The organism is Pseudomonas sp. NCHU5216, assembly GCF_052156495.1.
Lineage (GTDB): Bacteria > Pseudomonadota > Gammaproteobacteria > Pseudomonadales > Pseudomonadaceae > Aquipseudomonas.
Map to the genome: position 1 here is coordinate 1 of NZ_JBQLIX010000056.1, position 12,892 is coordinate 12,892.

A 12,892-nucleotide genomic window follows, 5' to 3' on the forward strand; every position below is an offset into this window, starting at 1 on the left:
TTTTCTTTGCGCTGGGCGGCAATCCGATTTCAAAGAAAAGTGAGTCGCCCGAGGGGGCGAAACCCGGAATATCTGAAAACACCGCAGCGGCGTCCAAAACACAAAAAACACAAAAACTTGCCAGCCCGCTGTCAAAACTGACGTTCTCGATATTCCGCGAAGAGCCTTATTCTGTGCCGGTGTAACGACGAACCAGGCGGTGAAGATGGACAGGTTTCAGGAAATGCGGGTGTTGCTGGCGGTCACCGAAGCCGAGAGCTTCGCCGGCGGTGCCAAGCTGCTGGGTATTTCGCCGCCCAGCGTGACCCGCGCCGTTGCTGCGCTGGAGGCACGCCTGGGTACGCTGCTGCTGGCGCGCAGTACGCGTAGCCTGCGCCTGACTGAGGCCGGCCAGCGCTATGTCGAGGATTGCCGGCGCATCCTGCTGGAGCTGGAAGAGGCCGAGGAGCTGGCCGCCGGTGGCAGCGTGCGGCCGCGAGGTCGGCTCACCGTGACCGCGCCGGTGATGTTCGGTGAGCTGTTCCTGATCCCGCGTATCGCCCAGTACCTCGATACCTATCAGGATGTGGAAATCAACGCGCTGCTGGTCGACCGCGTGGTGAACATGATGGAGGAGGGCATCGACGTCGCCGTGCGCATCGGTTCGTTGCCCGAGGGTGATCATCCTGCGTTGCAGGTCGGGCAGATTCGCCCGGTGGTGTGCGCATCGCCCGCTTTTCTCGACCGGGTCGGTCGACCGCAGCATCCGGATGAGTTGCGCGATGCGCCCATCGTCATGTCCAGTGCCAGCGGTCTGCTGACGCATTGGAACTTCGTTGGCGCCGATGGCGGTTTCGGCTTCACCCCTGCGCCACGCTTCACCGTCAGCTCCAACCAGGCGGCGATCAGTGCGGCGCGCCTGGGCTGGGGCTATACCCGCGTGCTGTCTTACCAGGTGGCTGCCGCGGTGGCCCGTGGCGAGATCGAGCTGGTGCTCGAAGCCTTCGAGCCTCCGGCCTTGCCGGTGCACATCATTCATCAGGGCGGGCGTCAGGTAGCGGCCAAGGTGCGCACCTTCGTCGATTTCTGCGCGGCGAGCTTTCGCGCCGATCCGGCCCTGCGCGCAGCCGGGGCGGCGCCTGCCGCATGAGCCAGCACCGGGAGATGCAGGTGTTTCTCGCCGTGGCCGAGGCAGGCAGCCTGGCCGCTGCGGCCAGGGCACTGCAACTGTCGCAGGCCACGGTGATGCGCACCCTGAATGCCCTGGAGCAGCGCCTGGGCAGCCGACTGTTGCGACGTGGGCCACATGGCGTCCAGTTGAGCCCGCTGGGTGCGCACTTCGCCAGCCGTTGCCAAGGCATCCTGCAGCGCCTGGAGGAGGCCGAGCACTCGGTGACCGGGCTGCACGCCAGGCCGGCAGGGCACCTGACCCTGGCCTTGCCGCTGCTGATGACGCACCAGGTGCTCACACCTATCGCGGTCGACTACCTGGCGGCTTTCCCCGAGGTGTGCCTGACCACCTTGGCGCGCGAAGAGCTGCCCAGGTTGCTGGAGGAGGGCATCGACCTTGCGGTGGTGGTCGGTCATCTGCCCAGTTCGTCCGCTTTCGCCATACCGCTGGGGCAGGTACGGCCGCTGGTCTGTGCGGCGCCGGCCTATCTGGAACGCTGCGGCTGGCCTGCCAGCCCGGATGAGTTGCCGGGCCACCGCATCATCGCCACCTCATCGACCGGCCATGGCGGCGAGTGGCGTTTCGCCGATTCTGTGGTGAGGTTTACGCCGCGGCTGATCTGCAACACGCCGCAGGCGGCCATCCGTGCGGCGCTGGCCGGTTTCGGTCTGACTCGCTGCCTGAGCTACGAGGCCCACCAGGAGTTGCAGAGCGGGCAACTATCGAGCGTGCTGGAGGACTTCGCCGCGCCGCCCCTACCCGTGCAACTGTATTACCGCGAAGGGCGCCGTGCCGCCGCGCGGGTGCGCAGTTTCCTCGACTTCGCCGTGCCGCGCTTGCGCGCTCACCCGGCCTTTCAGGTCTGAGTAGATTGCAGAAACTGAAATGGTGGATTGCTCGGTATGGTGATTCTTATCGGGCGTGGATGAGGTGAACATGGCTCCATCGTCGCGAATGCCTGGCGTCGTCTCGCGATGAGTTCATCCGAACTTTGCCAAGGAGCCATCCCATGTCCCGTCCCGCCATCAAGCTGTACAACTTTCCCCGTTCCGGCCATGCCCACCGCGCCGAGCTGATGCTCTCGCTGTTGCAACTGCCCAGCGAGCTGATCTTCGTCGACCTGGCCAAGGGCGAGCAGAAGACACCGCAGTTCCTCGCCCTCAACCCCTTCGGCCAGGTGCCGGTGATCGACGATGGCGGCACCATCGTCAGCGATTCCAACGCCATTCTCGTCTACCTTGCCAAGCGCTATGGCAATGACGACTGGCTGCCGCAGGAGCCGGCCGCCGCCGCCCGCGTACAGCGCTGGCTGTCGGTTGCCGCCGGGCCTGTGGCCTTCGGCCCGGCTGCGGCGCGCCTGGTCACCGTGTTCGGCGCCTCGTTCAATACCGACGAAGTGATCAACCGCGCCCATGCGCTGTTCGCCGTGATGGAGGGCGAGCTGAGCGAAACGCCGTTCCTGACCGGCGACAAGCCGAGCATCGCCGACGTCGCCAACTACTCGTACATCGCCCATGCGCCGGAGGGCAACGTCTCGCTGGAGCCCTATCCGAACATCCGCGCCTGGCTGGCGCGTATCGAGGCGCTGCCTGGGTTCGTGCCGATGCCGCCTACGGCCGCTGGTCTGCAGGCCTGACGGGCAACTGCTGCCCGGCTACACCGGCAGCACTTCTGAAGGAGGGCGCAACATGCAACAGCTCCCCAGCCAGCGGCAGTCACCCTGGCGCGCCGGTGAAAGACGACTGCAGGAACAGGTCGGCGTCGCCGAACGCATGGAGGGCCAGGTGCATTACCCCAATCCGCCGGCCGAGTTACCGCAGGATGATGGCAGCGTACTGATCTGTTGTGCGGTGCCGGCTACAGGCGAGCCACTGCAGCTGGAACTCTGATGGTTTCAGGTGCCGTAGGCCTGGACACAGGTACGGTTTCGCCCCTCGCTCTTGGCTCGGTAGAGCTGCTCGTCGGCCCATTTGAGGTGTTGTTCGAGGCTGGCCGTCGAACTCGGCAAGCGGATGGCCGCGCCGATGGACAGGGTCAGTCTGTCCGCTACGTCGGAGGCGCGATGTTCGATATCCAGTTGCTGGATCGCCGCTTGTAGCTGCTCCGCCACTGTCAGGGCACCGGCTTCGTCGGTGTCCGGCAGCAGAGCGGCGAACTCCTCGCCGCCCAAGCGGCCCACCAGGTCGTGAGGGCGGCGCACCGTGGTGTTGAGCGCCTGGGCGACCTCGCGCAGGCACTGGTCGCCCTGCAGATGGCCGTAGAGGTCGTTGTACTTCTTGAAGTAATCGACATCGATCATCAACAGCGACAGCGGCTGTTGCTCGCGCAGGGCATGAGCCCGGGCTGCGGCGAAGCGTTCGTCGAAGCCACGGCGATTGGTGATGCCGGTCAGCCCGTCGAGCACGGCCATCTTGCGCAGCACGTCGCTCTGCAGTTTCAGCTTCAGGTGGTTCATCACCCGGGCGCGTACCACCAGCGAGTGAAAGGGCTTGCGGATGTAATCCACCGCGCCCAGCTCGAAGCCGATGGCTTCGTCGTCCACGTTATCCTTGCCGGTGACGAAGATCACCGGAATATCGCGGGTTTCGGGCGTCGCCTTGAGGCGCCTGCACACCTCGTGGCCGTCAATGTCCGTCATCATCACGTCGAGCAGGATCAGATCCGGGGCGAGGTCGCGGCTCATCTGCAGCGCCTGCTCGCCACTGGTGGCCATGTAGACCTCGCAGTCGGCACGAAACAGTTCGTGCAGCAGACGGATGTTCAGCGCCTGGTCGTCGACGACCAGCAGTTTCGGGCGCTCATGGAGGTAAGTTTGCAGTCGCTCCAAATCAATCACCTTGTATCGCATGCTGTAATGCATGAAGCAGTTGCCGCGCCTGTGCGAAGTCCAGCGCATCCACGGCCTGACGAATGGCATCTACACGGTCACGCCACTGCTGGGGTATCTGCGCGGCCAGGGCCTGTACCGATTCGAGGGCGTCCAGGTTGCCCTGTTGTAGTTGCAGGTCAAGGGCTTGCAGAGCTTGCTCCCACTCGCCCGTCTGGTCAGGGGCGAGCGTTGGTTCTGCCGGCGCAGCGTTGGTACCGAACATTGCCTGCAAACGCTCACAGCTCTCGCCCAGTTGCTGGCGCAGATCATCGAGCCAGGCGCTGTCCTCGAAGAACGGGGCGGCATCTTCTGCGACCTGTCGTTCCAACTCGGCGAGGCGTGCCGAGAGGCGTTGCGCGCCCATGGTGCCGGAGCTGCCCTTGAGGGTATGCAGGCTTCTGAGCACGGCTCGCAGGTCACGCTGCTGCAGGTGCGCCTGCAACTGCTCGAGCTGCTGCTGCAGGTCGGCGGGAACGGCCGCCAGCATGGAGCGCAGTAGCGTGAGGTTACCGCCGAAGCGTTTGAGGATGGCGGCCTGGTCTTCCAGAGGCGCATCCTGCTCCGTGGGCGGTGTCGTCTGCGTGGCTTGCAGACCGCACCACTGACGGATCACCGCAACCAGCTTGTCGATGTCGATCGGCTTGCCGACATGGTCGTTCATGCCGGCCGCCAGGCAGTGATCGCGGTCGGCATTGGAGGCGTTGGCGGTCATGGCGATGATCGGCCGAGCCTGGTGCGCCGCATGCTGGCGGATGCGCCGCGTGGCCTCCAGGCCATCGATGTCCGGCATCTGGATGTCCATGAGAATGGCATCGAAGGCGGGGTGGCTGTTCAAGGCCATCTGCACGCCCTCCAGCCCACCTTCGGCGAGGCTGACTTCGGCACCTTCACCGGCCAGCAGCTCGCGGGCGACCTGGCGGTTCAGCGCGTTGTCCTCCACCACCAGCAGGCGCAGCCCCTGCAGGCGCTGCCCCAGTTGGTAACCGGGTACCGGTGGCTCGCCGCTGCTGCCATGGTGCGCCTGGAGGATGCCGGCGACCAGTTGACGCGGGGTGACCGGCTTGGTGAGAAAACCGGCGAACGGCGCATCGGCCTCGCTATGGCGGTCGGCCAGTACCTCACGGCCATGGGCGGTGATCATGATGACCGTGGGCGGTGGGCGATTCTCCATGCTGCTGGCGCGCATGCGCTGCGCCACTTCCAGCCCATCCATCTCGGGCATGCGCCAGTCCAGCAGAACGATATCGTAGGGCGGCTGCGCCTGCTGCACGCAGCGCAGCGCTTCTTCGCCGCTGGCGGCGGTATCGGCCTGCCAGCCCAGGTCGAGGATGGTCTGCTGCAGCAACTGCAGCGCCATCGGGTTGTCATCGACGATGAGCACGCGCAGGTGCTCCGAATCGCTGCGGGTTTGTACTAGCAGGTCGCCGCCGTTGCTGGCGCCCAGGTCGATGTCGAACCAGAAGCGGCTGCCGGCGCCGATCTGGCTGTCCACCTGCAGCGTGCCACCCATCAGTTCCACCAGGCGCTTGCAGATCACCAGGCCCAGCCCGGTGCCGCCATAGCGGCGGGTGGTGGAGGCTTCCGCCTGGGTGAAGCCCTCGAAGATGCGCTGCAACTGGTAGTCGCTGATGCCGATGCCGGTATCGCTCACGGCCACACGCACCCTGACCTGCTCGGCGTCGCGTTGCAGTTGCTGCAGGCTGACCACCACCTGGCCCTGTTCGGTGAACTTGAGGGCATTGCCGGCCAGGTTGATCAGCACCTGCTGCAGGCGCAGGCTGTCGCCCCGCAATACGCCAGGCAGGGCGGTGTCGATGTCGAACATCACCTCGATGTCCTTGCCGCCCTGGTTGCCGGCCAGTACCACCGCCAGGTCACGCAGCATGGGTTCCAGCTCGAAGTCGTGCGGATCCAGTTGCAACTTGCCGGCCTCGATCTTCGAGTAGTCGAGAATGTCGTTGAGCAGGCCGAGCAGGGAGTGCGCGGCCCCTTGTGCCTTGAGCACGTAGTCGAGCTGGCGTGGGTTGAGTTCGGTGGCCTGCACCAGTTGCAGCATGCCCAGCACCGCATTCATCGGCGTGCGAATCTCGTGGCTCATGTTGGCCAGGAAGGCGCTTTTGGCCGCGCTGGCGGCATCGGCCTGTTCCTTGGCATTACGCAGGCCCGCTTCCAGATGCAGTTGAGCGGTGATGTCGCGGTTGATCCCGGTGATCATGACGGGGTTGCCTCGCTCGTCACGCTCGACATGGGCGCCAGGTTGGATATACAGCACCTGGCCGTCGGGTCTGACGACGCGGAACACCTGGTCGAAGGACGCCCAGCCAGTCAGTGCGTCCTGCAGCTTGGCTTCGGTGGCTGCCAGATCCTCGGGGTGTACTCGGTCGCGCCAGTGCTCATAGCCGAGCCCTTGCTCGCGCAGTTGCAGCGGGTAGCCGTAGAGCTCGAACATGCGGTCGTTCCACTGTAGGCGGTTGTCCGCCGGTGTCCAGGACCAGATGCCGAGTTCGGCGACCTTGGCCGCCAGCGCCATCTGGTCGCGTGCAGCGAGGGCTTCGCGGCGCAGTTGCAACTCCTTGGACAGATCCAGCCCGATGCCCAGGTAGCCGACCAGGTTGCCACTGGCATCGCGCATGGTGGTGACCAGCAGCTTCACGGAGAGGCGCGAGCCATCCTTGCGCACGTAGGTCCACTCGCGGTTTTCGATTTCTCCGCGCTCGGGCTTGTGCACGAACACGCGAAAGCCGCTGATGGGCTGGCCGTATTCTTCGCTGAGTTCTTCGCCGCGGGCTTGAACCTCCTCGGCGAGGTGGAAGATTGCCGGGGTCTCTACGCCTACCACGTCCTCGGCTGCATAGCCCAGCAGGCGCTCGGCGCCGTGGTTGAAGACGGTGATCACGCCATCGAGGTCGGTGGCGATGATCGAGATTTCAGATGCCGACTGCAGCACGGTGTTGAGCAGCACGTTGAGTTCGCGCAGCTCCTCGGTACGTTCGCCAACCTGTTCTTCGAGGCTGGCATTGAGTTCGAGAATGTGCGCTTGCGCCGCTTTCTGCGCCGAGATGTCGCGCACGGTCTTGGACAGGCCGATCAGGGCGCCGGTGTGATCGACCAGCGGCGACACCGAGACGGAAACATCCAGCAGGTGGCCGTCCTTGTGCTGACGCAGGGTGTCGAAATTGTCCACCGGCTTGCGTGCGGCGATGCGCTGCAAGGCGTTGCGTTCCTCATCGGCGAGATGCTCGGGAATGGTCAGGCCCACCAGGGGGCGACCGATGATTTCCGCTGCGCTGTAACCGAAGATGCGCTCGGCGCCTTGGTTCCAGCTCACCACCGTGCCATCGAGGTTCTGCCCGATGATGCCATCGCTGGAGTTCTCCACGATGGCCGCCGAGCGGGCCTGCTCGATGACGATCTGCCGGTGGCGTTGGCGGTTGATCAGGATCACCCCGGTCAACGCCGCCAGCAACAGGCTGAGCAGGGCGCCGGTCATTGCTGCGACTTGCGTGGGGATCAGGTTCAGTTGTTTGACGAAGGCGCTGGTGGCGTGCAGTTCGATCTGCCACTGCCGACCATAGACCTGCCGCGATACTGCATGTCTGGCAACCTCTTCATCAGAATGCGCAGTGGGGTGCTGATCGAAGAAGTTCACCGGCTGATCGGCATCGGTGATGTCGCTCAATTGCAGGTGCAGGCCTTCACGGTCGAGTTTCAGGCCCCGCAGCACTTCTTCCGAGAGCAGGGGCGCGTAGCTCCAGCCGATGCCCTTTTCCATGCGCTCAGCCACTGTATCTGGGGTCACCGCACCACGGTAGATCGGCAGCAGGATCAAAAAGGATTGCAGTGGGTTGCCAGTGGCCTGCACCAGGGTGATGGGGCCGGTAATGCGCACTTCGCCGCTGGCCATGGCGGCCATGGCGGCGCTGCGACGGTTGTGCTCGGAGGCGATATCGAGCCCCACCGCCTGGCGATTGTTCGCGACGGGCTCGATGTACTGGATGACGAAGCGCTCACCCTCATGCGGGGCCAGTTGGCGGATCTGGAAGTCGGGCATGCCGTCGGCCCGTGCCCTCGCCAGGAAGCTCTCCTGCTGTTGCACCGGTACGCGGCGAATGAAGCCGAAGCCCCGTGCTCCAGGGAATTCCCGAGCGACATCGCGCGTCTTGCTGTAGTTGATGAAGCCTTCGCGGCTGATGCCATTCTCGCCACTGGCCAGCACTGCCCCCCGTGCGCCGCGCAACCCATACTGGTAGAGCTCGATACGCTTGGTGACCACGTCCGCCGCACGCTCGGTGGCAGTGCTCAAGGCGTCTTGCAGGCGTTGCTGGTTGCTTTGTTGCAGCACGCCGGTCACCAGTGCGGTCAGTGCCATGCCCGCAGCGAGGCTGAGCAGGACGGCACGCCGCACCGAGAGTGTCCCTGTCTTCATCGCTTGTCCACATCGGTTTGCAGGCCGAGGGTGTCGCACAGTTGCGCGAAAGGCATGGGGCGGCAGTAGTGGAAACCCTGCATCAGTTCACAGCCCAGGGCCAGCAGCTTCTGTGACTGCTCGGGTTGCTCCACGCCCTCTGCCACCAGTTGCATGCCTAGCGCCTGGCCCATGCGTACGATGGCTTCGATGATCGCGGCATCGCTTGGGTCGGTGAGCATGTCGCGGACGAAGCTCTGGTCGATCTTGAGCACGTCGATCGGCAGTTTCTTGAGGTAGGAGAGGCTGGAGTACCCGGTGCCGAAATCGTCGATGGCGATGCGTACGCCCATCTGCTTGAGGCTCTCCAGCAGGCTGCGCGCCTCATCCACATCGCGGGCCAGCACGCCTTCGGTGATTTCCAGCTCGAGCAGTTGCGGGGGCAGCCCTGATTCCTTGAGCGCCTCGGTGATCATGCCGATGAAGGAGGCTTCGCGAAACTGTATCACCGAGATGTTGACGCTCACGCACAGGCGCTGGCCGAGTTCGAGCAGGCGCTTGGCATCGCGGCAGGCCTTGCGCAGCACCAGTTTGCCGATCGGCACGATCAGGCCGGTTTCCTCGGCCAGGGGGATGAATTCCGCCGGGGAGATCATGCCGTTTTCTTCGTGTCGCCAACGGATCAGCGCCTCCATGCCGCAGCTTTGCCCGCTGCTCACGTCGACGCGCAGTTGGTAGTACACCTCGAACACGCCCGATTCCAGGGCATTGCGCATATGGCGTTCGAGCAGATGGCGAGCACGGGCCGTGCTTTCGATGCTGTTGGAGAAGAAACGGTAGCGGTTACGGCCTTCCTGCTTGGCCTGGTACATCGCCGAGTCGGCCTGGCGGTAGAGGGTTTCGATATCCGCACCGTCGTCGGGAAAGACGCTGATGCCGATGCAGGCGGAGAGGTCATAGCGATTGCCGGCCACCTTCATCGGTTGAGCGATGATGTTCAGCAGGCGTTCCACATGGTCGCTGATGGTTTCTGAGCGCTGGATATCGGTCACCAGGATCACGAATTCATCGCCGCCCTGGCGGCTGACGGTATCCAGGTCACGGGCTGCCTGGTTCAGGCGCTGACCGACTTCGCGGAGAATCAGATCGCCTGTGGAATGCCCCAGGGAGTCGTTGATGCCCTTGAAGTTGTCCAGATCCAGCAGCAGCACGGCGAGTTGGCTGCCGTTACGTCGGGCCTTCTGCAGCATCTGTTCGGCGCGGTCGCGCAGCAGCATGCGGTTGGGCAGGCCGGTCAGGGCATCGACATAGGCCAGACGCTTGGCCTCGGCGCGCAGGTTGAGGTGAGCGCGGATATGGGCGCGGGCCACCGGGATGCTCAGGGGCTTCTGGATGAAATCGATGCCACCGAAATCCAGCGCCCGAATTTCGTTATCCGTATGCGTATGGGCCGTGACGAAGAGGATGGCGGCATCGCACAGCTTGGGATCGGCCTTGATCAGGCTGCACAGCTCGAAGCCGCTCATGCCGGGCATTTCGATATCCAGCAGCACCACGTCCGGGCGGTAAAAACGGGCCGCCTCCAGAACCTGGTGACTGTCATGCACGATATGCACCTGAGCCAGTTCGCCAACCGCTTCGCGCAGAATCCTGGCGTCACTGGGTTGATCGTCGACTATGAGGATGACCGGCGTGGGATCGAATCTGTTTTCAGGCATCTAGAAAGGGCCGAAAGCTGCAATTGAAAGGAGGATAGTTCAGACTTGATGGGCATGCGCGGCCTTCGGCTGCGACCTTATGGCAGGGCGGGAGTCCTGGCCCCGAGCATCACCTTGGTACGCGGGGCGAGGCATCAGAAGATGTAGTCGGTGGTCAGGAAGCTCGAGTGGCGCCCTTGGATGATGGCGCTGAACAGCGCCTTGTTGGCCTCCTGGTCACGGGTGGCCACCAGGGTGCGGATGGAGAACACGCGCAGCGCGTCATACACCGACAGGGTGCCCTCGGCCGAGTTCTTGCGCCCGTTGAAGGGGTAGCTGTCCGGGCCGCGCTGGCACTGGGCGTTGACGTTGATGCGGCCAACCTGGTTGGCGAAGGCATCGATCAACTGGCCGACCTGCGCCGGGTCGTTGCCGAACAGGCTGAGCTGCTGACCGTAGTCGGAGTGCAGCACGTAGTCGATCACTTCGCCGATCTCGTCGTAGGGCACCACCGGAATCAGCGGGCCGAACTGCTCTTCGTGGTACAGGCGCATGTCCGCGCTGACCGGGCTGAGCAGGGCCGGATAGAAGAAGGTTTCGCGTTGGCTGCCGCCGCCCTCGTTGATCACCTGGGCGCCCTTGCTCAAGGCGTCCTGCAGCAGGCCGTTCAGGTAGTCGACCTTGCCCGGTTCGGGCAGCGGCGTCAGCGCCACGCTTGGCTCCCAGGGCATGCCCGGCTTGAGCGCAGCCAGCTTGGCGCTGAAGCGTTCGAGGAAGGGTTGCAGCACGGCGCGGTGGACGAAGAGGATTTTCAGCGCGGTGCAGCGCTGCCCATTGAACGACAGGGCGCCGGTCACGGCTTCTTCCACGGCGTTGTCCAGATCCACCTGGGGCAGGACGATGCCGGGGTTCTTCGCGTCCAGGCCGAGCACGGCGCGCAGGCGGTGCGGGCGCGGGTGCAGTTTTTTCAGGTCGCTGGCGCCCTTGTTGGTGCCGATGAAGGCGAACACGTCCACCTTGCCGCTGGCCATCAGGGCGCTGACGGTGTCGCGGCCCTTGCCGTAGATGACGTTGATCACGCCCGGCGGAAAGCTGTCGCGGAAGGCTTCGAGCAACGGGCGGATCAGCAGCACGCCGAATTTGGCCGGCTTGAACACCACAGTGTTACCCATGATCAGCGCCGGGATCAGGGTGGTGAAGGTTTCGTTCAGCGGGTAGTTGTAGGGGCCCATGCACAGCGCCACGCCCAGCGGCGCGCGGCGGATCTGGCCGAGGGTGCCCTGTTCCAGCTCGAAGCGACTGGAGCGACGGTCGAGCTTCTTCAGCTCGTCGATGGTGTCGACGATGTAGTCGCAGGTGCGGTCGAACTCTTTCTCGGCGTCTTTCAGGCTCTTGCCGATTTCCCACATCAGCAGGCGCACCACGGCGTCGCGCTGCTGGCGCATGCGCGCGAGGAAGTCCTGCACATGGCGGATGCGCTCGGCCACCCGCAGGTTCGGCCACAGGCCCTGGCCATTGTCGTAGGCGCGCACGGCGGCATCCAGCGCGGCCAGAGCGGCATCGGCGTCCATCAGCGGGGCGCTGCCGAGCACCACTTGTTCGGTCTGGCCGTCGTCGCGGGTCAGGCACACCGGGCTGCGCACGCTGGCCAGCGGGCCCTGCCAGGTGTGCAACTGGCCATCGAGCAGGTAGTCGCGCTGTTCGATCGGGGTGTCCAGGCGGTACTGCTCGGGAATTTCGGCGGCGCTGGGGAAGAGGCTGTTCAGGCGGGTTTCTATGTTCATGCTTGCAGTCCTTTCATTTAGCAGGCTGTTGAAAAACTATCTGCGTTGCCTGGCCGTTGTTAAAAACAGCCTCAAAATGCTCATTTACAACACGTAAACTGCGCTTTCTCGGCTGTTTTTGCCTAGGCCAGCCTGCCTCGCCTACGTTTTTCAACGGCCAGCTAGCGAGAAATAGAGGCAGGCCATTCGCTCAGGCCAGCAGTTGCAGGGCCTCTGCACTGGCCTGGGTGATGCGTTGCCAGTCGCCGTTGCGCACCCAGGTGTCGTCGAGCATCCACGAACCGCCGACGCACATCACGTTGGGTTGCTGCATGTAGCGTTGCAGATTGCCGGGGTTGAGGCCACCCGTAGGGCAGAAGCGCACGTTGCCGAAGGGGCCAGCGAAGGCCTTGAGGGCCGCGACGCCGCCGGCCAGTTCGGCAGGGAACAGCTTGAAGCGGCGATAGCCCAGGTTATAGCCGAGCATGATTTCCGAAGCACTACTGATGCCGGGCAGCAGGGGAACAGGCGATTGCAGGCCGGCTTCCAACAATGCCTGAGTGCAGCCGGGCGTGACGATGAACTCGGCGCCTGCCGCCACTGCCTGCTGCAACATCTGTTCGTCGAGCACCGTGCCGGCGCCGATGCAGAGCTGTGGGCGCTGCTTGCGCAGCAGGGCGATGGCGCTCAGACCGAGTGCCGAGCGCAGGGTGATTTCCAGGGTGTGCAGACCGCCGGCGGCCAGGGCGTCGGCCAAGGGCAGAATGTCCGCTTCGCGTTCGATCCTGATCACCGGGAGGATGCGCGCAGCCGCGCAAAGCTGGTCGATACGGGCGATCTGATCCCCCATCTGCGGTGCCTGGGTGTCGAGAGGCGGGTGGCGTTGCGGGTGGTTCATCTTCAATCCTCGGAGGCCAGGCCTCCATTGCTATGGCACGCTCGTGGCGGCCAGGTTGAGGTAGCGCTATCTTCGCTTGCCATGCCGCAACGCAACAGGGCGTGGCGGCA

At 64.3% G+C, this 12,892-nt stretch carries 10 protein-coding genes; 5 read left to right on the forward strand and 5 right to left on the reverse strand.

Annotated elements, in window-relative coordinates; genetic code table 11:
* From ACSVIK_RS24170 to ACSVIK_RS24190, 5 genes are all read left to right on the forward strand, one after another.
* Positions 1-185: hypothetical protein (locus ACSVIK_RS24170; RefSeq protein WP_442446683.1), on the forward strand; the 185-nt coding region annotated here is incomplete at its 5' end.
* A gap of 20 nt (positions 186-205) precedes the next feature.
* Positions 206-1,129 (forward strand): LysR family transcriptional regulator, encoded by a 924-nt coding sequence (locus ACSVIK_RS24175; RefSeq protein ID WP_442446684.1) that lies wholly within the window; start codon positions 206-208, stop codon positions 1,127-1,129.
* On the forward strand, positions 1,126-2,016 hold the full coding sequence (locus ACSVIK_RS24180) for a LysR family transcriptional regulator (RefSeq protein ID WP_442446685.1): 891 nt from the start codon (positions 1,126-1,128) through the stop codon (positions 2,014-2,016). The genes ACSVIK_RS24175 and ACSVIK_RS24180 overlap by 4 nt, the downstream gene beginning before the upstream one ends.
* A 143-nt stretch (positions 2,017-2,159) precedes the next feature.
* A complete protein-coding gene (locus tag ACSVIK_RS24185) occupies positions 2,160-2,786 on the forward strand; it encodes a glutathione S-transferase family protein (RefSeq protein WP_442446686.1) in 627 nt (208 codons plus the stop codon).
* Between the two features lie 52 nt (positions 2,787-2,838).
* Positions 2,839-3,039 carry a hypothetical protein gene (locus ACSVIK_RS24190; RefSeq protein WP_442446705.1) on the forward strand — a complete coding sequence of 67 codons (201 nt, stop codon included), beginning with the start codon at positions 2,839-2,841 and terminating at the stop codon, positions 3,037-3,039.
* Between the two features lie 5 nt (positions 3,040-3,044).
* Here the strand turns inward: ACSVIK_RS24190 and ACSVIK_RS24195 are convergent, their stop codons facing one another.
* From ACSVIK_RS24195 to ACSVIK_RS24215, 5 genes are all read right to left on the reverse strand, one after another.
* Positions 3,045-3,977, reverse strand: a complete 933-nt coding sequence (locus tag ACSVIK_RS24195) for a diguanylate cyclase domain-containing protein (protein WP_442446687.1) — start codon at positions 3,975-3,977, stop codon at positions 3,045-3,047.
* A gap of 1 nt (position 3,978) precedes the next feature.
* Complete coding sequence (locus ACSVIK_RS24200; RefSeq protein WP_442446688.1) at positions 3,979-8,445, reverse strand: CHASE domain-containing protein; 4,467 nt, start codon at positions 8,443-8,445, stop codon at positions 3,979-3,981.
* On the reverse strand, positions 8,442-10,142 hold the full coding sequence (locus tag ACSVIK_RS24205) for a two-component system response regulator (RefSeq protein WP_442446689.1): 1,701 nt from the start codon (positions 10,140-10,142) through the stop codon (positions 8,442-8,444). The genes ACSVIK_RS24200 and ACSVIK_RS24205 overlap by 4 nt, the downstream gene beginning before the upstream one ends.
* 134 nt (positions 10,143-10,276) lie before the next feature.
* Positions 10,277-11,905 carry an NADP-dependent glyceraldehyde-3-phosphate dehydrogenase gene (locus ACSVIK_RS24210; RefSeq protein WP_442446690.1) on the reverse strand — a complete coding sequence of 543 codons (1,629 nt, stop codon included), beginning with the start codon at positions 11,903-11,905 and terminating at the stop codon, positions 10,277-10,279.
* Positions 11,906-12,095: 190 nt separating this feature from the next.
* Positions 12,096-12,734 carry a bifunctional 4-hydroxy-2-oxoglutarate aldolase/2-dehydro-3-deoxy-phosphogluconate aldolase gene (locus tag ACSVIK_RS24215; RefSeq protein ID WP_442446704.1) on the reverse strand — a complete coding sequence of 213 codons (639 nt, stop codon included), beginning with the start codon at positions 12,732-12,734 and terminating at the stop codon, positions 12,096-12,098.
* Positions 12,735-12,892: the final 158 nt, after the last annotated feature.

Excerpts from the sequence above, each read along its gene's own strand:
- ACSVIK_RS24175 (WP_442446684.1), top strand. The coding sequence starts at position 206 with ATGGACAGGTTTCAGGAAATGCGGGTGTTGCTGGCGGTCACCGAAGCC.
- ACSVIK_RS24180 (WP_442446685.1), top strand. The coding sequence starts at position 1,126 with ATGAGCCAGCACCGGGAGATGCAGGTGTTTCTCGCCGTGGCCGAGGCA.
- ACSVIK_RS24185 (WP_442446686.1), top strand. The coding sequence starts at position 2,160 with ATGTCCCGTCCCGCCATCAAGCTGTACAACTTTCCCCGTTCCGGCCAT.
- ACSVIK_RS24190 (WP_442446705.1), top strand. The coding sequence starts at position 2,839 with ATGCAACAGCTCCCCAGCCAGCGGCAGTCACCCTGGCGCGCCGGTGAA.
- ACSVIK_RS24200 (WP_442446688.1), bottom strand. The coding sequence starts at position 8,445 with ATGAAGACAGGGACACTCTCGGTGCGGCGTGCCGTCCTGCTCAGCCTC.
- ACSVIK_RS24205 (WP_442446689.1), bottom strand. The coding sequence starts at position 10,142 with ATGCCTGAAAACAGATTCGATCCCACGCCGGTCATCCTCATAGTCGAC.
- ACSVIK_RS24210 (WP_442446690.1), bottom strand. The coding sequence starts at position 11,905 with ATGAACATAGAAACCCGCCTGAACAGCCTCTTCCCCAGCGCCGCCGAA.
- ACSVIK_RS24215 (WP_442446704.1), bottom strand. The coding sequence starts at position 12,734 with ATGGGGGATCAGATCGCCCGTATCGACCAGCTTTGCGCGGCTGCGCGC.